The 18,442-nt window shown below is 67.4% G+C and carries 18 protein-coding genes; 8 read left to right on the top strand and 10 right to left on the bottom strand.

What is annotated here, in order from left to right:
• Nucleotides 1-14 precede the first annotated feature (14 nt).
• Nucleotides 15-1,217 carry a glycosyl transferase family 39 gene (locus F0U60_RS51005; protein ID WP_395811800.1) on the bottom strand — a complete coding sequence of 401 codons (1,203 nt, stop codon included), beginning with the start codon at nt 1,215-1,217 and terminating at the stop codon, nt 15-17.
• Nucleotides 1,218-1,339: 122 nt separating this feature from the next.
• On the opposite strand from F0U60_RS51005, the gene F0U60_RS51000 reads away from it, so the two are divergent.
• Entirely contained in the window at nt 1,340-1,903 is a 564-nt protein-coding gene (locus tag F0U60_RS51000) for a GNAT family N-acetyltransferase (protein WP_395811799.1), read from the top strand.
• Nucleotides 1,904-1,962: 59 nt separating this feature from the next.
• On the opposite strand, the gene F0U60_RS50995 is transcribed toward F0U60_RS51000, so the two are convergent.
• The 6 genes from F0U60_RS50995 to F0U60_RS50970 all read right to left on the bottom strand — a co-directional run bounded on the left by F0U60_RS50995 (nt 1,963) and on the right by F0U60_RS50970 (nt 8,469).
• The gene (locus tag F0U60_RS50995; RefSeq protein ID WP_395811798.1) at nt 1,963-3,288 is read right to left on the bottom strand and encodes a family 16 glycosylhydrolase; all 1,326 of its coding nucleotides are present in this window, start codon (nt 3,286-3,288) and stop codon (nt 1,963-1,965) included.
• 73 nt (nt 3,289-3,361) lie between these two features.
• Nucleotides 3,362-4,795 carry a glycosyl hydrolase family 18 protein gene (locus F0U60_RS50990; RefSeq protein WP_395811797.1) on the bottom strand — a complete coding sequence of 478 codons (1,434 nt, stop codon included), beginning with the start codon at nt 4,793-4,795 and terminating at the stop codon, nt 3,362-3,364.
• A 95-nt stretch (nt 4,796-4,890) separates the two neighbouring features.
• Nucleotides 4,891-5,739: a hypothetical protein gene (locus F0U60_RS50985; RefSeq protein WP_395811796.1), complete on the bottom strand. Its 849-nt coding sequence runs from the start codon at nt 5,737-5,739 to the stop codon at nt 4,891-4,893.
• Nucleotides 5,740-6,071: 332 nt separating this feature from the next.
• Nucleotides 6,072-6,875, bottom strand: coding sequence for a tol-pal system YbgF family protein (locus F0U60_RS50980; RefSeq protein ID WP_395811795.1), 804 nt, complete (start codon nt 6,873-6,875; stop codon nt 6,072-6,074).
• Nucleotides 6,872-7,468: an RNA polymerase sigma factor gene (locus tag F0U60_RS50975; RefSeq protein WP_395811794.1), complete on the bottom strand. Its 597-nt coding sequence runs from the start codon at nt 7,466-7,468 to the stop codon at nt 6,872-6,874. Before F0U60_RS50975 ends, F0U60_RS50980 begins: the two co-directional genes overlap by 4 nt.
• Nucleotides 7,469-7,512: 44 nt before the next feature.
• Complete coding sequence (locus F0U60_RS50970; RefSeq protein ID WP_395811793.1) at nt 7,513-8,469, bottom strand: hypothetical protein; 957 nt, start codon at nt 8,467-8,469, stop codon at nt 7,513-7,515.
• A gap of 476 nt (nt 8,470-8,945) precedes the next feature.
• On the opposite strand from F0U60_RS50970, the gene F0U60_RS50965 reads away from it, so the two are divergent.
• Nucleotides 8,946-10,085, top strand: coding sequence for a S1 family peptidase (locus tag F0U60_RS50965; protein ID WP_395811792.1), 1,140 nt, complete (start codon nt 8,946-8,948; stop codon nt 10,083-10,085).
• Between the two features lie 61 nt (nt 10,086-10,146).
• Here F0U60_RS50965 and F0U60_RS50960 read toward each other — a convergent pair whose 3' ends face one another.
• Nucleotides 10,147-10,707: a DUF1697 domain-containing protein gene (locus tag F0U60_RS50960; protein ID WP_395811791.1), complete on the bottom strand. Its 561-nt coding sequence runs from the start codon at nt 10,705-10,707 to the stop codon at nt 10,147-10,149.
• Between the two features lie 220 nt (nt 10,708-10,927).
• Between F0U60_RS50960 and F0U60_RS50955 the strand changes: the two genes are divergently transcribed.
• From F0U60_RS50955 to F0U60_RS50940, 4 genes are all read left to right on the top strand, one after another.
• A complete protein-coding gene (locus F0U60_RS50955) occupies nt 10,928-12,637 on the top strand; it encodes a hypothetical protein (protein ID WP_395811790.1) in 1,710 nt (569 codons plus the stop codon).
• A gap of 121 nt (nt 12,638-12,758) precedes the next feature.
• The gene (locus F0U60_RS50950; protein ID WP_395811789.1) at nt 12,759-13,838 is read left to right on the top strand and encodes an NAD(P)H-dependent flavin oxidoreductase; all 1,080 of its coding nucleotides are present in this window, start codon (nt 12,759-12,761) and stop codon (nt 13,836-13,838) included.
• Between the two features lie 302 nt (nt 13,839-14,140).
• The gene (locus tag F0U60_RS50945) at nt 14,141-15,325 is read left to right on the top strand and encodes a hypothetical protein (protein ID WP_395811788.1); all 1,185 of its coding nucleotides are present in this window, start codon (nt 14,141-14,143) and stop codon (nt 15,323-15,325) included.
• Nucleotides 15,318-16,142 carry an SEC-C metal-binding domain-containing protein gene (locus F0U60_RS50940; protein WP_395811787.1) on the top strand — a complete coding sequence of 275 codons (825 nt, stop codon included), beginning with the start codon at nt 15,318-15,320 and terminating at the stop codon, nt 16,140-16,142. The genes F0U60_RS50945 and F0U60_RS50940 overlap by 8 nt, the downstream gene beginning before the upstream one ends.
• Nucleotides 16,143-16,201: 59 nt before the next feature.
• On the opposite strand, the gene F0U60_RS50935 is transcribed toward F0U60_RS50940, so the two are convergent.
• On the bottom strand, nt 16,202-16,651 hold the full coding sequence (locus F0U60_RS50935; protein WP_395811786.1) for a hypothetical protein: 450 nt from the start codon (nt 16,649-16,651) through the stop codon (nt 16,202-16,204).
• 319 nt (nt 16,652-16,970) lie between these two features.
• Between F0U60_RS50935 and F0U60_RS50930 the strand changes: the two genes are divergently transcribed.
• The gene (locus tag F0U60_RS50930) at nt 16,971-17,318 is read left to right on the top strand and encodes a hypothetical protein (RefSeq protein WP_395811785.1); all 348 of its coding nucleotides are present in this window, start codon (nt 16,971-16,973) and stop codon (nt 17,316-17,318) included.
• Between the two features lie 80 nt (nt 17,319-17,398).
• Here the strand turns inward: F0U60_RS50930 and F0U60_RS50925 are convergent, their stop codons facing one another.
• The gene (locus tag F0U60_RS50925; RefSeq protein ID WP_395811784.1) at nt 17,399-17,953 is read right to left on the bottom strand and encodes a hypothetical protein; all 555 of its coding nucleotides are present in this window, start codon (nt 17,951-17,953) and stop codon (nt 17,399-17,401) included.
• A 292-nt stretch (nt 17,954-18,245) separates the two neighbouring features.
• Here F0U60_RS50925 and F0U60_RS50920 point away from each other — a divergent pair, with 292 nt between their 5' ends.
• The gene (locus F0U60_RS50920; RefSeq protein ID WP_395811783.1) at nt 18,246-18,440 is read left to right on the top strand and encodes a hypothetical protein; all 195 of its coding nucleotides are present in this window, start codon (nt 18,246-18,248) and stop codon (nt 18,438-18,440) included.
• The last annotated feature ends 2 nt before the right edge of the window (nt 18,441-18,442 follow it).

The following is an 18,442-nucleotide window of genomic DNA, read 5'->3' as shown; positions in this document are numbered from 1 at the left end:
GGGGGCGTGGCCCTTCACAAGCGGCGCATCGAGCGCATGAGCACCGGCAGCAGCGCCAGGGCGAACACGTTGAGCCCCACCGACCAGGCGACGAGCCCCTTCCACAGCCGTGTCTCCAAGCGCCGGGTGCCGAGCGCCACCAGCACCCACAGCACTGGCAGGAAGTCCAGGCTGAAGCGCTGCGCGTTCAGCTGCACCCACCCGTTGTTGTAGTAGTGCAGCATGTGGACGAGCGCGAGCAGCACCATGCTCCAGGCCGCCACCCGCAGGGCACGCTCGCCGCGCGCCGCCAGCGCCACGAAGACGAAGGGGCTGGCGAAGGTGAGCGAGGTACCCATGCCATCCATTCCTGTCGGGGCCAGCTGCCGCGGCCCGCCGAACATGAAGTGGGGCCCCTCCAGGAACATGTGGAAGAAGTTGAAGGGCACGTAGGCGGGGTGGAACAGCCCATAGCGCTTCACACGCTCGGCCAGGAAGTCACCCAGGGGCATTCCCGCGTAGCCCGTGTCGAACGGATTGCCGAAACGCGCGGCGTTGAGCGCGAGGTAGGCCAGGGTACATACCCCCGCCACCGCGAGCACCGTGCCCGCGTGCAACACCTGTCTGCGCCGGCCCGCCTCCGCGTGGCGCAGCCACACCGCCACCGCGATGAAGGGAATCAGGTAGACGCACAGCTGGCGCGACAGGAAGGCCAGGCCCGCCCACAGCCCCGCCCAGGCTCCGCGCCCGCGGCCCAGCGCCTCGTCCAGCGCGAGCAGCGAGCACGTCACCGCCACCACGTGCGCGAGGAACCACACTGCCTCGCTCTGCATCACGCAGAACCAGAAGGCCGTGCCCGCCAGCAGCGCCGCCACGAGCCAGGGCCGATCCTCGGGTGGAATCTCCAGCCGCCGCAGCACCCGCCACGCCACCCATGCCGCCAGCACCGCCACCCCCAGCGCCATGACGCGGTAGGGCACGCGCTCGTGCCCCACAAGGGCCACCGCCGGCAGCACCACCACCGAGGGAAATGGCGGGAAGGCCACGTAGTAGCGGCCCCCGTACAGGCTCAGGTCCTCCACCGGGCCTGGCACCTCCAGCTTCCCCTCCAACCACGCCTGAGCCTGCAAGCCGTAGAGGTTGGGCCCGTCGTAGCGCGGGAGCCGGAAGCTCAGGCCGAGCGCGAGCAGGGCCAGCAGGACAGGGAGGGCTTTGCGCAGGGCGGGGGGCAGGGACATGGCGGACGGCGCGCGGACTTAACACACGCCCCTCTCGACGTCACAGCCGAGCGCCGGGTGTCGGACACCCACTCCTCACGGAGTTGCGTGGAGCCGGCGCCCGGGCGAGGGTCTCCGGTGCCATGTTCTCGCACAAGCCCGTCCTCCGCGGCGTCCACGCCGTGCTCCGGCCCTTCCGTCAGGAAGACATCCCCTCGCTCTGGGCGATGCTCCATGAACCGGAGTGCATCCGGTTCACCGGCTCGCGGGGCGAGTACACCCGGGAGTCCGTGGACGCGTGGTACTCGAACCGGGGTGAGGTGTCGGAGCGCCTCGACCTGGCCATCGCGGATGTCGCCACGGATGCGTGCCTGGGCGAGGTGGTGCTCAACAACCTCTCCGAGGTCAACCGCTCCTGCGGCTTCCGCATCTGCCTCGCGGGGCCCCACGCCTTTGGCCGGGGGTTGGGGACGGAGGCGACCCGGCTGATACTGCGGCATGCCTTCGAGACGGTGGGGCTGCACCGGGTGGAACTGGAGGTCTACGACTTCAACCCTCGGGCCCGGCACGTCTACGAGAAGGCTGGCTTCGTCCTCGAGGGCGTCCGGCGGCAGAGCCTCTTCTGGGAAGGGGCCTGGCACGACACCCTCATCATGGCGGTGCTCGCCCACGAATGGGCGGTCCACCGCGGAACTCCAGGGGGCTGAGCGCGGCGGCGGGGCTGGGCCCCACCTCCAACCCCGCCGCGTTGCCTCAACTCAACTGACTACTGCCACTGATAGGCGCGCACCCAGTCGACCTCGAACACCTGCGGCGTCCGGCCGATGAGATCCGCCGTGGACTGCGGCACGCCGTGGTACGGCTGGCTGGCCCCGTTGACGCCGGCCGGGTAGTCGCCACCGACCGCCAGGTTCAGGATGATGAACATGGGCTTGTCGTACACCCAGTTGCCGTACCGGGTGACCTCCGACTTCAGCGTGGTCTTCACCAGCTGACCGTCGATGAACCACTTGATGTCGGTCGGCGAGTACTCGGTGCGGTACGTGTGCCAGTCGCTGACCGGAGAGCTCGGGTAGAACCGGCCGTTGATGGGCGTGTTGCCGGAGTAACCCGGGCCGTGCAGGGCGCCGGAGACCCAATCGCCGTAGCCGACGTTCTCCATGATGTCGAGCTCGCCGCACGCGGGCCAACCCACCCCCGGCTGGTTGATGTCGTTGCCGAGCAGCCAGAACGCCGGCCACAGGCCCGGGCCCACGGGCATCTTGAGCCGCGCCTCGATGGCGCCGTGGCGGAACTCGCGCTTGCCGATGCTCTCCAGACGGCCCGAGGTGAACGGGTAGCCGTTGTTCCACTCGCGGCGGGCGATGAGCTTCAGCGTGCCGTTGCTCACCTGCACGTTGTTGGGCGAGCTCGTGTACTGCTGCTGCTCGTTGTTGACGTGGATGTTGGTGATGTAGCTCCAGTTGGACGTGTTCACGCTGGTGCCGTCGAACTCGTCACTCCAGATCTGCTTCCAGCCACCGGTGCCACCCCCCGAGGTTCCGAAGGAGAACGACTCCCAGCACCCGGCGGTCGCGCGGTCCGCGTACAGGGGCGCGTTCGCGCCGCGGTTCGTATCGGTCGACACGTACTTGCCCGTGCTCTTGGCGAGCAGGCCGATGGTGCCGTTGCCGAAGTCCACCCACGTGAAGCGCTCCCAGTCACCGATGGCGGTGCGGTCCGCGACGAGCTGGCCGCCGAGGTTCGTGTCCGCCGACACGTACTTGCCCGTCTCGCTGACGCGCAGCGCGATGGTGCCGTTGCCCGCGTCGACAATCTGGAACAGCTCCCAGCCCGCCGCCGCGGCGCGGTCCGCCACCAGCGGCGCCGTCGCTCCGAGGTTGGCATCCGCCGAGACGAACTTCCCGTTCAGGCAGGCCTTCAGCCAGATGGTCTGCCCGATGGGCGCGGCCAGGGGCTGCTTCAGCTCCTCCGGCGTCTCCGGGGCGAGCGCGGCCTCGGGAGTGCAGGCGGAAGCTCCCAGCAGCATGCTTCCGATTCCTGCCATCAACATCCAACGGCTGCGCACTGCCTTCTTCATGTTCAAAGCCATTCGCTACTCCTTGGGGGGGCACGATGATAGACGGTTATCTCTCTGGTTTCCAAGATTTCTAGCTATCAGGGGTTCACTGTTTGACGAGTTCGAACTGGTCGAAGGCCGCCCAGTTGTTCGCGAGGGCATCGCTGTAGACGCCCACCTCGATGTAGCCGTTGGAGACCTGGATGTTGTTGAGGGTGTACTTCGTCCAGCTGGAGACGGCGCCCGAGCCGATCTCCGCCGTCTGCTCCGCCGCGCCATGGTTCTTGGCGTACAGGCGCAGGGCACGCTGACCGCCGCCGGAGCGCACCCAGACGCTGGCCTGGTAGGTGCCGTTGGCCACGCTCAATCCCTGGCCCGTCACCTGCTGATAGGCGGTGGAGGCCCAGTGGGTGAGCTTGTAGCTGCCCCCGTAGGGGTAGTCCGTGTCGACCTTGTGCGCGAGCGCGCCGCTGTGCCACTCGCCGTTCCAACTGGAGAGGCTTCCCGTCTCGAAGCTGGCGTTGGTGAGCAGGTTCTGCCCCGGCGGAGGAGGCTGGGTGCCCCCGACGACCTGGGAGATGGCGGTCAGCAGCGAGGCGCTGCCGGTGGCGTCATCGGAGATGTCCCAGATCATCACGCCACCGCCGCGCTGGAGCGCGAGCCTGGACTTCGCCTGGATGGTGGCGATGCCGTTGTAATAGACGTCGCCGACGTTGTCCTTGTACGGGGCCTGCGCATCCCAGGACACCAGGGTGCTGTAGCCCACATAGGACGAGGGCGAGCGGCCGTAGAACGGAACGCCGAGCACCGCCTTGTCCTTGGGGAGCCCCCGCCCGAGCCAGTAATCCAGGGACTGGACGGCATAGTCATACGTCGAGTGGGGATGGCCGCCGTCGTAGGCCATGATGTTGAGGAAGTCCACGTCCGCGAAGGTCGCGGCGGGGATGCCTCCGCCCGTGTACCCGTTGGCGACGACCGCCGCGGTGAGCAGCTTGCCGCGGCTGTGGAGCGCGGTGGACAGCTCCTTCATCAACAGCGCGAAGTTCTGGGACTCGGCTCCGGGATCCGGGTACTCCCAGTCGATGTCCACACCGTCCAACCCGGCCTGCGTCACGTAGTTCACCAGGTTGTTGACGAAGGCCGTTCGCGTGCTGGCGTTGGCGGCCAGACTCCTGAAGCCAGAGTCGTCCCCGTTGTTCCAACCGCCCACCGCGATGGACACCTTGACGCCTCGCGCGTGCGCGGTCTGCACCAGTGAGCGGAGCCGGCTGTCCCCGCTGCCCGGTCCCGTGAGGCCTCCCTGCGCGGTGGGCACGACGAAGGCGTAGTTGATGTGGGTGAGCTTGTCGTACTGGATGGCGTTGACGTCCCCATTCCAGGTGGGGAAGTAGCCAACGACCCGGGTGGCGAGCGCGGCCTGCTCCTGCGTGCCCGCGGACTCTTCAGCGGGGACCTCGGGCTGACCGGAGCAGGCGATCAGCGACGAGAGGAAGGCGGCTCCTACGGCCAGCTTGCGAATGGGAGATGGGATGTAGGACAAAGACGGCTCCTCCGTTTAACCGGTTTTCCAGCGTTTCGCTGGTTGTCGAGCATGGAGGTGGCCGGTTGTCTCTTCGGGTTAAAAATTTGTTCGTCTCACCCTCCTGGGGGATGGGAGAAGGTGGGAGGCGGAAGCACGTCCAGGTCGTAATGGATGGACACCTCTCCCGAAGACGCCAGCCGGCCGATCAGCAGCGCGCCGAAGAGCTCGAGCTTCTCACTCACGTCCATGCTGGCCCCGGGCGCATGGACATTGCCCGCCAGCAGGCTCGAGGCTGGTACCTCGAAGGAGCCGGGGCCTCCCACGTAGACGCGCAGACGCGAGGGAAAGCGGGCCGAGCCCAGCGCGAGCCGCTCCGCCGCGAACAGCCGGCCCGTGATGAACAGATCCAACTCCGCGCCCTCGAGCAGCTCCACCTCGAAGCGGCGTCCCACGTCCACATCCCCACCGACGAACAGCACGCTGCGCCCGCTCACGATGAGCTTCGCCGAGCCCGAGCCCGCGATGCGGCTCAGATAGAACCGTCCGCACGGAAGCTCCAGGGTGCGGTCCTCGGAGAAGCCGTCCAGCGCCGCTGGGTCGAGACCCATAGAGGCATTGTGGTTGTCGGTGACGTGGCTGTTGACGAGCGCGCCGATGTCCTCGCCGTCGAACGCATCGCACGGGCACGGAGGCGGGGGCGGCTCCACGGGCTCGCGTCGCAGCTCGGACACCTGGAATGAACCCGACACGGAGAGGGTGCGTTCTGGCGGGAGCGTCAGGGTTCCGCCCACCGTCAGCGAGGCGAGGGTGATGTCGCCACCGACACGCGCGTCTCCTTCCACGGACACGGGGCCGTTGCCCTCGAGCGCGCCACGGGTTTGCAGCTCGCCTGCGATGGACAGGGTCGTGGCGGCCTGGATGCCGCGTGTGCCGCCCACCCGGAGCGCTCCCCCGATCTGCATCGACGCTGCGTTGGAGAAATCTCCATTCGTCCCAACGGACGCCCCCTTTCCTCCGGGAGACCAGGCGCCCTGAGAGCTTCGGAAGGCATCGGTGACAAAGGGCGTACTGACGGTCAGCCCGTCGCAAGTGCACAACGCGTGTTGGAAGGTTTGTGCGGCCAGGGCCGCGAACTCAGATGGTCCCGGCCTCGCGCAGTATTCGCTGTGGCCCTCCGCCGGGTCGTGCAACGAGGCCACTGGATCCACGAGGGAGCAGCTCCAGCCTCCTCCTGTGACCAGCGCGAGAAGCAGTCCGAAGCGCCAAGGCATGGGGTTCCTCGAGGAGGTGTCGGTCATTGGGCCGTCGAGGACAGCTCCTTCAACCGGTGCCGGGCCTGCTCGGCAAAGAGGGAGTCTGGGTGGGCGGCGAGGAACGCCTCCAAGGCCCGGGCTTCTTGCGCCTCGTCCCCGAGCGCCCGCCAGGCCGCCGCGACGCCCTGGCGCGCCTCCTCGCTCAACATGCCTCCCGGTTGCATCCGCTGCGCCTGCTGAAATTGACGCAGGGCGCCTCGCGCGTCTCCCAGGTGCTCCAGCCGCAGCACCCCGGACGCCACGTGCGCCACGTATGCCGACGCCGTGCCCGGAGAGGACTGAATGACTCGCAGATAGAGTGTCTCCGCCTCGCTCCACCGGCCCTGCGCCCGCCGTTCATTGGCCTGGCGCAACATGTCCTCCGGCTCCGTGGCGGCAGCAGCGGCGACTCGCATCCGTGCCTTTGGCTCCGACGGCGGCGTTACGGCCTTGGGGGGCTTCACGGGCGCGGGTGGGGGCTCCACCTGGGCTGGCGCCGGTGCCTCATTCGTCACGGCCATCCGCGGTGCGGGCTCCGCGGGTGGAGATGACTGCCATTGCCAGATGCCCGCCGCCGCCGAACCTGCCAGCGCCAGGCACGCCCCGGTGACCCACATGCCCTTTCGGGTGCTCCACCGTCTTCGCTTCGGGGCGGGTGGCGTTTCGATTTGGAATGTAGCGAGTGCCCCCTGGACGAGCTCGGCGGACCGTTGTCGGGAGATGCGCCGGGCGGGCCCGGAGCTCTCATCCAACAGTTCGAGCAGCTCGAACGGCTCCTCATTCTCATCGGTGGTCGGGCGACTCATCCCTGACTCCCCCCACGGCTCGACTCCTTCTCGTAAAGCTCCCGGAGCTGGCCTCTTCCCAGACGCAGCCGGCTACGCACCGTCTCGAAGGGAATGCCCAGCTCCTCGGTCATCTCCGGTACGCTCATCCCCAGGACATAATGAAGCACGAGCGCGTGCCGACGCTCGTCGGACAGCTTGTCCAGCAGCTTCACCATGTCACGCCGGAAGACGTAGTCGTCCGGCGGCGCATCCTCTGAGGGCACCGTCACCAGCTCCACCGCTGCATCCCCGCCGCTCTGGTGCTGAGTGGCGCGGGCCTTCTTGATGGAGGCGAAGGTGACCCGCACCACCACCCGGTCCGACCAGGACTTGAAGGAGCCCTCTCCACGCCAGGAGGGGAGCCCTCGCAGGATGGCGATCAGCGACTCCTGGGCGATGTCGTCCACGTCCTCGTCCCCGCGCAGCAGGTAGCGCACGAGGTTGCGCACCCGTGGCAGCAGCTCCGTCAGGAGCGACTCAGCCGCGTCCCGCTCTCCCGCGAGCACCGCCTGGATGCGCTTGTCCTCGAGAGGCGTGACCGCGCGCAGTCCCTCTCTGCTCAATGCTGTCATCGAGCCCATGGAGGGGGAGGGGGGCGATTTCGGGTCATGGGATTTCATGGCGACCCGAAGACCAGCGCTAAGCCGAGGCGCGGTTGCACGCCCCAGAGTTGGTTGCGGACGACGACCGACTGTGCTCGTTGGTAGGTAAGGGTAGGCGCTCCGGCCAGCACATCCACGGCCACGGACGTCTCCAAGGCCACCGGGCCTGTCCGCCAGCGGGCCGAGAGCTCTGGGCTCATATAGGCGGTGGGGGTGAGCCGGGGAGGGGAGGCCTCGGCCGCGGGGACCAATGACGCGGTGCTCCGCAGGAAGCCCGCGACGCCCGCGCCGAGGCCCGCGCCCAGCCGGAACCGCTCCGTGGAGATCAGGGCCGCATCCACCCCCACGCCGGCCGCGTGTTTCGACAGAGAGACTCGGGTGTACTCATCTGTGAGGTGACCAGGGAGGCTTGCCAGCAACAGCAGGCGCGCGCGCAGCCGTCCTCTCTCCCAGCCCAGTCCCACCTGGAGCCCCTGTTGGCCTCGTGGACTGTTCCCATCAAGGGAGGCCTGCCAGCCCACGGCCAGCGTCCAGGGGGCGACCTCGCGGTTCGGGCTCGGAGTGGGAGGGGGCGGCACGTCTGGCTCCAGCTCCACCTCTATCGGCTCACCCACCGGCAGCCGGGCATCCAACGCCTTCAATGCGGAGCGCACCACCAGGGCCGCGCTCTCGGCTGTCGCGGAGCGGCTCAACGTCGTGGGGGGGTCCGCGTGCTGGAACTGCCGCACGAGCATCCGTCGCGTGGCGGGCTCTGCGATGTGGAGGATGAGTGCTTGCTGCGTGTGGCTGAACCAGATGACCGCCCGGGCCTGGTGGCGCTCGGCCAGGGCCACAACGGCCCTCCATTGTTCCACGACGTTGGGTCCGGGCTCGGGTCCCGGGTCCACCTTGAGCACCAGGGGCAGGTCGCTGATCTGTCCCCGGATGCGGCTCTCCAGCGCCTCATCTTCTGGAGAGGAGGTCCGCAGCACGGCGAGCCACGGCTCCGCGTGGGCCGCACTGCTCGCTCCCCCGCTCACGAGGACGCAAAGGAGAACGCGCCGTATCAGACCCACCAGTTTTCCACTCAAGCCGGACTCGACCCTAACACGTCCCCTGGAGGCGCGAGAGGGGGACGGGCTGACCTACCGACCGGCCGGGAGCCGCGAGCTCGTTGAGAAAGACGCTCCTCGCGTCCTCTTCACGCTGAGGCGCTGCGTCATGGCTTCGCAGTGGAAGACAAACAATGAACGATTTCCGCAACAGGCGCCGTTTCATGCCCGTGGCGTAATCGTCGGGTTGTCATGACGATGTTGCAACCGTATTACAAAAAACTACTGGGTTGTCGAAAAGGGCTTTCCAGGTATTGAGGTTTTTAATGGCTATCTGTAGAAAGCATTTCTCGTGAGCCCCCGCTCACGACCCCCAACCCCTGGCTGAAAGGCCACGACCCCCGAGGGAGTAGTCCATGATCCGTAAGCTCAATGCTCTGTCCACCATGACGGCGCTGTTCGCCGGACTGGCAATCCAAGGCATCCCGATGACCGCTGCGGCGGCCTCCGCGGATGAATCCGTGTCGCCGGAGATCATCTCCACGATGCAGCGGGACTTTGGCCTCTCTGAGGCGCAGGTGCGTCGTCGTCTGGCGGTGGAGGCGGCTGCTCCGCGTCTGGAGCGCAAGCTGAACGAGGAGCTCGGTGCTGGTTTTGGCGGCGCCTGGCTGAACGAGGATGGCAGCAAGCTCATCGTGGGCGTGACGGATGAGGCCAGCGCCGAGCGCGTTCGTCTCGCCGGTGCCGAGCCGCGGCTGGTAGCCCGGACCCTGAAGCAGCTCGAGCAGATCAAGGAGGAGCTGGACCGTGGGGCCTCTGAGGCCGACTCGTCCATCCACGCCTGGTATGTCGACGTCGCCACGAACACGGTTGTCGTGCTCGCCGATGACTCGGCGATGTCGAAGTCTCGCGTGGAGGAGTTCCTCGCGCGCGCCGACCGGAAGGATGGCGCCATCCGCGTGGTCGCCTCGGCCGAGCAGCCCCGCCCGCTGTACGACGTGCGCGGTGGTGATGCCTATTACCCTGGCAGCTCGCGTTGCTCGATTGGCTTCTCCGTGACGGGCGGCTTCGTCACCGCGGGTCACTGCGGCGCCCGTGGCACCGCCGTCTCCGGCTCCAACCGGGTGGCGCAGGGCACCGTGCAGGCCTCGTCCTTCCCTGGCAATGATTACGCCTGGGTGAAGGTCAACTCCAACTGGACGCCCCGTGGCGTGGTGAACCGCTACAGCGGCAGCACCACCGTCTCCGTCGCTGGCTCCACGGAGGCCGCGGTGGGCGCCTCGGTGTGCCGCTCCGGCTCCACCACGGGCTGGCGGTGCGGCACCATCCAGGCCAAGAACAGCACCGTCAACTACCCGCAGGGCTCGGTGTCGGGTCTCACCCGCACCAACGCCTGCGCCGAGGGTGGTGACTCCGGCGGCTCCTGGATCTCCGGCAGCCAGGCGCAGGGCGTGACGTCTGGCGGCTCGGGTAACTGCACCTCGGGCGGCACGACGTACTTCCAGCCGGTCAATGAGATCCTGAGCGTCTACGGTCTCCGCCTCACGACCAACTAAGTCTCGGTGAGGTGAAGCGTGAGGCCTGGCTGGGTTTCGAGCCAGGCCTCACGAATGTTTGTCATCCTCGTGGCGGTGCCGTGTGCTTGTCGGCGAGCTCCAGGAGCTTCGTCACGGTGCTCCAGTTGCGGGCCGTCGCGGTGACCCCCCATCGCGTCCCGCTGAGCACGGTGGCCAGCTTCGAATCCCTGATGCCTTGAGGGAACCGGGCGTAGATTTCCCGACCGACGACGCGGAATTCATCTGGCAGGTAGGCCGCCGGGTCGAGCTTCTGAAGCTGTTTTTGATCAGGCACGTCCGACAGGAACGTCACCAGAAACTGCGAGGGAGCGTCCTCGGCACCCGGGAGGGGATTGGCTTCGATCGCCGCAGCCAACTCGTCTCGTGTGCGGATGACCACGGCAACCTCGAAGCCGAACGTCTCCGCGAGGGCGGCCTCGAGCTGCTTGATGAGCTTCGCTGGGTTCTTCTCCTTGCTTGAGAAAACGGCGTTACCACTTTGAAGAAGTGTCGCAACGTCGGTGTAGCCGAGTCCTTGCATCAGCTCACGGAGCTGTGCCATCGGGACCTTCTTGTTGCCACCCACGTTGATGCCGCGCAGCAATGCGACGTACCTGGCCATGGGTATGTGTCCTAACATGCCCTCGAAGCGCACTGCGTCTCCCATGACGGAGCATGGATCCGGATCAGGGGCATTGGATTCGAGTGTTCATTGATGTATCCATGAACACGCATCGAATCCGTTCCAGATCATGCCGTTGTGGCTGTGACACGCAGGAGCCCTCATGCACGGTGATTCCGGTATTGGGAAAGTTTTGCGGCTGGGATTGAGGATGGGAATCATGGCGACTGGCATGTCGGGGTTGCTCCCCGCGGTCAGTCTGGCTCAAGGGTCTCCTCCTCCCAACATCATGTTCCTGTTGGACAACAACAGGGCCATGCAGGAGTTCTCCCAGTATCTGCCTGAAGCCTTCACGCCCGGCTTCTATCCCACACCCGAGGACCCTGCTCCCGGCGATCTCGGCGGTGACGGGCCTGCCGGACACAACATCAACACGGGCTGCACGGATCCGGCGCTGGTCGCCGCGATGAGCTGGTTCGACAAGGACAGCTCGGAGCCGGCGAGGAATGGCTCCGTCCTCATCGATGCAGATCCCGAGCTGGCCGCGAAGTTCTTCGAGCCCGACAGGTTCTATCACTCGCGGGGACGGCGTCTGGCCTGGCAGACGGAGGAGTACCCGTTCTCCGTCACCAGCGACTTCAACGGGCTGAACTCGCACGGTGATGCGCTGACGGCCTGCTACACCGTCACCAATTGGAAGGACGCGTACTTCAACTCGCCCATGATGGACGAGTGCATGAAGTGTCTGACGACCAAGGGCTGGTGGCGGGGTCCGGTGGTCTCCGCGCAGACGGCGCCCGGCCTGGATGGCCCGAAGCCGAATCCCGGCGAGCCGCCGCTTCCTCCCGAGGCGTTCCGCAAGTGGGTTGTCAGTGGCCGCGTCCTCAACCTGCGTCCGCCCAAGTTCGTGGTGGCGCGCAAGGCGGTCAAGGACGTCATCTCCCAGGCGTCCAACGTGCGCATGGGCGTGGCCACGCTCGGAAGGGACCAGGGGTGGTTTGATCCGCCCGAGCTCCTCAAGGGCATGAGCCCGAGCTGCGACAAGTCCACCCCCACCGTTAACGAGGCGGCGCTCGACCGGGCCGCGCTGAAGCGTGCCGTCAACCAGGTCCAGTTCCGCAACCATGACCGCAACGTCGGTGAGGCGTTGTTCGGCCTGGGTGGCTACTTCTCCTCGCAGGTGCAGGACAATCAGTGGGGGAACTGGTTCGGGCAGCCGATTGATCCGGGTTGGGGCTGGCCGGGGTGCTGCGACGGTGGCACGTATGACAACCCGTACACGGGCCAGTTCGGTGCGACCTGGGCCGCTGCTCCTGACGAGTGGCTGAAGGCGCCCTATGTGGATGCGGACCGGGGCATCTCCCTGCCGGGCCAGCCCTGGGAGCCGTCCGAGAGCGAGAACAAGTCCATCTGCTTCGACAACCAGCGCACCGCCGTGCTCGTGGTGGCGGGAGGCACGCCCCGTTACGAGGACAACTCGGTGCCTATCACCAAGATGATGGAGCTGCTCATCGACCAGGGAGCCTCGCACCCGGATGAGTCGCCGGTCCGGTTCAACCCGGCCGACCCCGAGCACAACCCGGACGTGGGGGGCATCAACTACTGCGACAAGGCCGGGAAGTATCCCCCTGCCAGCGGGTGGTACACCAAGGCGGACTGCGACTACACCGCCTACAACTGGCCGGCCGGTCTGGGCGTGGGCAACAAGAACTTCATGGACGACGTGGCCTTCTTCCTGTCGCACATGGACCTGCGCGGCGACAGGGCGGGGCACGAGCCCGTGCAGACGTTCGTCGTGGGCTACAACGATGACAGCCCCATGCTCCAGAGCATCGCGAGGGCGGGCGAGGGCGTGTTCTTCCGGGCGCAGAGCGTCTCCGAGCTGCGCAACTCCCTGACGGTCATCGTCAACACGGTCTCGGCGCCCTAGCCGCACCGCAGTACGTCTTCAGTACGCCTTAAGGTGACTCCAGGACGGGTCGGCGTGAAAGCGCTGACCCGTGGGGGCCGGGCTCTTAATGTAGCGGCCGAGCCCCCACTGGAGGAACGGCATGCCCCGGTCCAACGCCTGGAGTCACCTTGCATCGCTGTTGGGAGTCGAGCACCCCATCATCCAAGCGCCCATGGCGGGCGGTGCGACGACACCGGAGCTTGTCGCCGCCGTGTCGAACGCGGGCGGGCTGGGCTCCACGGGAGCCGCCTACCTGAAGCCGGAGGACATCGTGAAGCACTCGCGCCGGGTGCGCGAGCTCACGGATCGTCCCTTCGCCATCAACCTCTTCGCGCCCCAGCCTCAGCCCGGCGAGGTCGACTCGAGCCGGATGCTGGCGGTGCTGGCCCGCTACCATCAGGAGCTCGGGCTCGCTCCGCCCCAGCCGCCGGCCAATCCGCTTCCGCCCTTCGAGGAGCAGGTCGACGCCATCGCGGAGAGCGGGGCGCGGGTGTTCAGCTTCACGTTTGGAATACCCCCCGCCGCGGTGCTTGAGCGGTTGAAGGCGCGCGGGATGGTGCTTGCGGGGACAGCCACGACGGTGCGGGAAGCGCAGCTGCTCGAGGCCGCGGGCGTGGACGTGGTCGTCGCGCAGGGGAGCGAGGCGGGTGGGCACCGGGGCACCTTCGCGGGGCCCTTCGAGGCGGCGCTGGTGGGCACGATGGCGCTGGTGCCCCAGATGGTGGACGCCGTGCGCCTCCCGGTGGTGGCGAGCGGAGGTATCATGGATGGGAGGGGTCTGGTTGCGGCACGCGTGCTCGGGGCGAGTGGCGTGCAGTTGGGGACAGCCTTCCTGACCTGCCCCGAATCGGGCATTGCCGCCGTCTACAAGGCCGCGCTGCGAGAGGCACGGGACGACATGACCGTGGTGACACGGGCCTTCTCCGGCCGTCCGGCCCGAGGGCTCGCCAATGCCTTCACGGAGGCACTCGCGGACACGAAGGAGCTTCTTCCGTACCCGTTGCAACACGCGGCGACGACGCCGTTGCGAAGTGCCGCGGCGGCGCGAGGAGATTCCCGGTTCATCGCGCTCTGGTCGGGTCAAGCGGCCGCGTTGTCTCGAGGGAAGCCGGCGGCGGAGCTGGTGCGGGAGCTCATCGAGGAGTCCGAGCAGCTGACCCTCCAGGTCACGGAGCGCTGAACCGTGGAAGTCCCCTCTCCCTCTGGGAGAGGGCTAGGGTGAGGGTATTTCCCTCCCTGTGTTGCAGTCTGCCATCCGTGAGTGACCCGTGCGCCGCTGTGGACCCAGCCTCCAGGAGGCCACGAGGGGGCCACGAGAGGGCCACACGCGAGGAGCCACGCGGGTAACGCATACCCTCACCCCCCGCCCTCTCCCAGAGGGAGAGGGAGCATGCGCACCGACCGGGCGCTCAGGCGTTGCACCCGACATTAGAGGTCATATTTTCGTGCCAACTTCTGCGGTCACGTCTACAGTGAGTGGCCATGGGGAACGAACGACACGACAAGGCACCGCGGGGGCAGCGGCTCCCAGCGGATTTACGGGAGCGCACCGGCAGCGAGCGGGATGAGTCGGGGTTGCCTCTGGCCTTCTACGAGCGTCTGGCGGAGGCCTCCGTGGACGAGAAGTTGGCGTTGGCGCGCGAGGCTGCCAGTCACCCGGGGTTCGACGAAGAGGATGCCTTCGAGGTGGGCAGCCGCGTGGAGGAGGCGCTGATCGCGGCCGACCGGTACGCGGAGTTCGAGGGGCTGCTCGACGCGTGGAAGGAGCGGGCTCCGAAGGTGCACGACGCTGAGCCAGCGGTGCGCACGTGGCGCGTGGAGTTGGCGCTGCGCCTGCCGGGCCGGGAGGTGAAGGGGGCGCTCGTGTCCGTGGCCAGGCTGACGGGGGACGCGGAGCTGGTGTCCCGGTTGGCGGAGTGGTGCCTGTTCCGGGGTCGGCTCGATGAGGCGCGAGCGGGTCTGATGGAGGCGTGGCCGCGGGTGCGCGATGACGACACGGTCGCCGAGTGGACCCGGGTGGACTACGTGACGCGTTCGGTCCTCACCTGCATGGACGTGGCACTCCGGGAGTCGCCGGACCTGTCCCTGGCGGATCTGTATGCGCACCTTGCGCCCTTTGCTCGAGCGGTGCCGCACTGGGTGAAGGCGGGGCTGGCGCTGCGCGCTGGCCGAGAGCAGTGGTTGCGCAAGACGGGCCAGCAGTTGCTTGCCCTGTCCTCGGAGAGTTTTTTCGAGGAGCAGCGGTCCTTGGTGATGGCCTTTGAGCCGGAGCTGCGGGTGCGGCATGGGTGGCCGTGGGGGCGCACGCAGCTCCTCTTTCCGGAGTTCTTCCAGCTGCTGCCCGGCCCCTTTGGGCACGACGGCAGGATGGAGCGGGCCATGGAACTGCTGCTGCCCGTGCTCAGTGATCTGGACCATTGGGTGCGCGGCATGGTGGAGGAGCGGACGCTGCATCCGCACGTCCATGCCGCCACGGCGCTCGCGCTGCGTCCCTGGGGCGAGTTCGTGTGCAGGCTGGGGTTGGTGAAGGAGGTGGAGCTGGCGGCGTGGTGGCAGCAGGCGTGGCACATCCTCTCTGCGCTGCCTGAACAGTTCATCGCATCGGATGATCCCCTGCTCGTGGGAGAGGTCCGCAGCTCGCTCCAGGGGGGGCAGCTCGATGCGTGACAATGAAGCGCAGGCGCTGGTGCGCCAGGTGGTGGAGTACACGGTTCAGCTCCCCGCGGACCTGGTCACGGACATCCTCTCGCGCGGCAAGGAGGTGGTGGCTCCGCTGGTGGAGATGCTGTGTGACGAGTCACTGGCCGACACCTCGGCGCCAGGAGAAGGCTGTGCACCCATTCACGCGGCCAGGTTGCTGATACGACGGAGAGATCTCGAGGCCGTGCCCGCGCTGGTGGAGCGGCTCATGCGATGCCTGCCCGGGGAGTTGCTCTATGACACGCTCCTGGTTGGCTTGGAGGAGCTGGGGCCTGTGGTGGCTCCCACCGCGCTGGAGGCGCTTGAGCGGAGCCGGACCCCGGACGAGCGCTTCGGGCTGCTCTCCGTATTGTCGCGCTGCGGTGTGAAGGACGAACGCATCTACTCGGCGCTCATCCAGCAGTTTGAGGAGGATCCGTTCCTGGGGGCGATGAACCTGGCGCGTTACGGTGATGCGCGGACGCTCGAGCCCCTGGTCCGGGCGCTGGATGCGACCTCGGTGGCGGAGGACGAGGAGGATCTCTTCGCCCACCAGTCCGTCATCGAGCTGGCGATTGCCATCGAGACGCTTGGGGGCACGCTCACCGAGGCGCAGCGAGAGAAGCGCGAGCGGGCTCAGCGTGCGCGTCATCGGCTGCGCGAGATGTTCCAGCGCGTGCTGGACTCGCTGCCCCCGATTCCCGTGCCTCGGAAGGATCGTCCTGGGCGCAATGACCCCTGCTGGTGCGGCAGCGGGGTGAAGTACAAGCGGTGCCACCTGCGCCGTGACACCCACGGTGAGTAGTGCCAGGGCCCGGCTCGCGGCGCGAACCGGAGCCCTGTGGATGCGAACGGGCTACGGCTTCACTGCGCGGCTTCGGCGGCCGAGGTCTCGCAGGTGACGCGGAAGTCCCGCGTCTCCGCCTGGTAGTCCTTCAGCTTGAGCGTCTGCTGCTCCGGCTTGAGCGTCGGCGTGCCCGCGTTGGCGCACTTCCAGGCCGGCGACGGCGCCACGGTGAGCTGCAACTCCGGGCCGTCGCTGGGCAGGCCGGTGACCTGGTAGCTGCAGCGACCGCGGCTGACCTTCACCATGCGGCTGCCCAGCACGTCCTCGGGGGCGTCCGCGTAGGCCACCTTCACGGTGAGGCCCTCGCAGTAGTCCCCGGTCTTCGGCCCCACCTCGTCGGCCAACGAGATGATGCCTGTCACGGTACCGTTTCCTTCACGCTCCGCGCGCCCCCCGGTCGCGCTACGGCTCGTTCCACAGCCCACGGCGGTGGAGAGCATCAGGACGGCGATGGTGATGCGATTCATGGATGTCGGGCTCCTCTTACTCGATGGGGTAATCGCCTGTTGTGCAGGCGGCCTGGGAGGCGGCCACTCGACAATTGCCGTAAGGCTTCATTCCTGCTGCATGCGAGTGCGGATGGCGCGAAGACTTCCGGGTTGTTCGGGGAGTTAGAGGCGGAAATCCGCACACAGGGTGCGAGGGATAAGGCGGATTTAATCGAGGGAAAACAGCAGGGGCTCCGGGGAGGAATTCGTCTGGCCGTTCGTTTGGGCACCAGCGGAGGGTTGCCGGTGGCTCCCCGGCTGGAGCAGGGTGAACCCTGCGCGGGAGGCACGAGAGGCGATGAGCGACGAGCAGGGCTGGAGGCCGGTGGAAGAAGGGCGGACGCTGGGGCTGGGGGGCGCGGAAGGCGGCACCATCGTCCGGGACGAGGAGCACCCGGCGGGGTTGCGCATCACGCTGGAGGAGGACCCGGCGCGCTCCTTCTATGCGCTGACGTGCGGGATTTCGGGGTGGCTGGTGCACGCCCGCCACTTCGGGAGCGAGGCGGAGTCCCACGCGGCCTGGGACGAGATGAAGCCGGCGTTGGTGGAGTTGGCGATGCAGATGCCCGCGGGGCCGAGGCGCTTGGATGCGGCGACGCGCGAGGCGGGCGCGAAGCTGGGAGCCTTCATGGCGCGCTTCCCCTGAGTCCGGAAAGCACACGGGGAGACCCGAGGGCACGTAGCCCCGGGCCTCCCCTCGGTGCTTCGAGGTGAGGGGCCGGCACGTCAGTAGGTTCCGCCGAGCTGCAGCAGCGCCTTGTAGCGTCCGTCACCCACGTCGTTGTCGGGTGCGAAGTCCTGGGCGAACGGGATGTTGTAGTCCACCCGGGCGTCCGCGGTGATGAGCCGGGTGATGTTGTAGCGCAGGCCCACGCCGGCCGGCACGTACCCGCTGGTGTCATCCACGAAGCCGAAGACCGGGCTGGCGCCGCGGACGTTGTAGTTCTGGATGCCGACGCCGCCCAGCACGTAGGGCTGAAGCTTCGTCGTGGTGAGCCCGAGGGTGATCGCCGCCTGGCCGCCTTGGCGCACGATGTCCGCGCCATCCGCCGTGCCACCCGGTCCCGCCAGGTCCACGTCGTTGAGCGCGCCATTGTAGTTGAGCTCAAAGCCCAGCAGCTTCGAGGGCTTCACGCCGACGGTGGCTCCATAGGCGAAGCCCGGGTTCAGGGCGGCGGCATTCGAGCCGGTGTATCCCTCCGTACCGCCTCCCAGGAGGACGTAGAGACCCGTGTCCGCTCCCCTGTCCTCGGCCCGGTAGACCGATCGCTCTCTCTCCATGCCGGAGCCGCCAGTCCCCGGCTGCTTCCAATCCTCTCCTGCCAGTGCTGCACCACCCCACAGCGCTGCCACACATAAACCCATCCGAATGACGGACTTCATGTCATGGACTCCTTTCCAGTGTCCGCAGGCAAGCTGGGGGTGTGTGGAATCCGACTGCAACGGTGTGTGAAGAAGTAGTTCGGCTTCCTGCCTGGGGGAACACCAGAAGGCCCGGCTCTTCCCAGCCTGGCGTGTCAGACCGGGGGTGCAGAATTCGTCTGGTGCTGCATTCCTTCCCGGGAGGCTCTCCATGTTGCAGCAGATCGGACAGCATCCATGCATCCACCCGGGCACCGGGTGTCTCGGCTTCCTACCCGCGGAGCTGGAGTCCAAGAGCCCGCGGTTCGAGGCTCATCCGCTGCCGTCGTTCGTGTCCTCGGCGCCACCTCGCTCCGAGGGAGAGGCGCTGCTGCGGCGCATCTTCTCGAAGGTCGAGCGGGTTTGAGC

It is taken from the genome of Archangium minus (assembly GCF_044360475.1).
Taxonomy (GTDB): Bacteria; Myxococcota; Myxococcia; order Myxococcales; family Myxococcaceae; genus Archangium; species Archangium minus.
Note: the sequence above shows the minus strand (reverse complement) of the source record. Positions and strands in the feature narration are given on the sequence as shown.

Bases quoted from the DNA above. Each gene is read 5' to 3' on its own strand.
- F0U60_RS50975 (WP_395811794.1), bottom strand. From the start codon at position 7,468: ATGACAGCATTGAGCAGAGAGGGACTGCGCGCGGTCACGCCTCTCGAG.
- F0U60_RS50960 (WP_395811791.1), bottom strand. From the start codon at position 10,707: ATGGCCAGGTACGTCGCATTGCTGCGCGGCATCAACGTGGGTGGCAAC.
- F0U60_RS50985 (WP_395811796.1), bottom strand. From the start codon at position 5,739: ATGCAGATCGGGGGAGCGCTCCGGGTGGGCGGCACACGCGGCATCCAG.
- F0U60_RS50935 (WP_395811786.1), bottom strand. From the start codon at position 16,651: ATGAATCGCATCACCATCGCCGTCCTGATGCTCTCCACCGCCGTGGGC.
- F0U60_RS50925 (WP_395811784.1), bottom strand. From the start codon at position 17,953: ATGGAGAGAGAGCGATCGGTCTACCGGGCCGAGGACAGGGGAGCGGAC.
- F0U60_RS50945 (WP_395811788.1), top strand. From the start codon at position 14,141: ATGGGGAACGAACGACACGACAAGGCACCGCGGGGGCAGCGGCTCCCA.
- F0U60_RS50950 (WP_395811789.1), top strand. From the start codon at position 12,759: ATGCCCCGGTCCAACGCCTGGAGTCACCTTGCATCGCTGTTGGGAGTC.
- F0U60_RS50920 (WP_395811783.1), top strand. From the start codon at position 18,246: ATGTTGCAGCAGATCGGACAGCATCCATGCATCCACCCGGGCACCGGG.
- F0U60_RS50940 (WP_395811787.1), top strand. From the start codon at position 15,318: ATGCGTGACAATGAAGCGCAGGCGCTGGTGCGCCAGGTGGTGGAGTAC.
- F0U60_RS50995 (WP_395811798.1), bottom strand. From the start codon at position 3,288: ATGGCTTTGAACATGAAGAAGGCAGTGCGCAGCCGTTGGATGTTGATG.
- F0U60_RS51000 (WP_395811799.1), top strand. From the start codon at position 1,340: ATGTTCTCGCACAAGCCCGTCCTCCGCGGCGTCCACGCCGTGCTCCGG.
- F0U60_RS50965 (WP_395811792.1), top strand. From the start codon at position 8,946: ATGATCCGTAAGCTCAATGCTCTGTCCACCATGACGGCGCTGTTCGCC.
- F0U60_RS50930 (WP_395811785.1), top strand. From the start codon at position 16,971: ATGAGCGACGAGCAGGGCTGGAGGCCGGTGGAAGAAGGGCGGACGCTG.
- F0U60_RS51005 (WP_395811800.1), bottom strand. From the start codon at position 1,217: ATGTCCCTGCCCCCCGCCCTGCGCAAAGCCCTCCCTGTCCTGCTGGCC.
- F0U60_RS50955 (WP_395811790.1), top strand. From the start codon at position 10,928: ATGGCGACTGGCATGTCGGGGTTGCTCCCCGCGGTCAGTCTGGCTCAA.
- F0U60_RS50980 (WP_395811795.1), bottom strand. From the start codon at position 6,875: ATGAGTCGCCCGACCACCGATGAGAATGAGGAGCCGTTCGAGCTGCTC.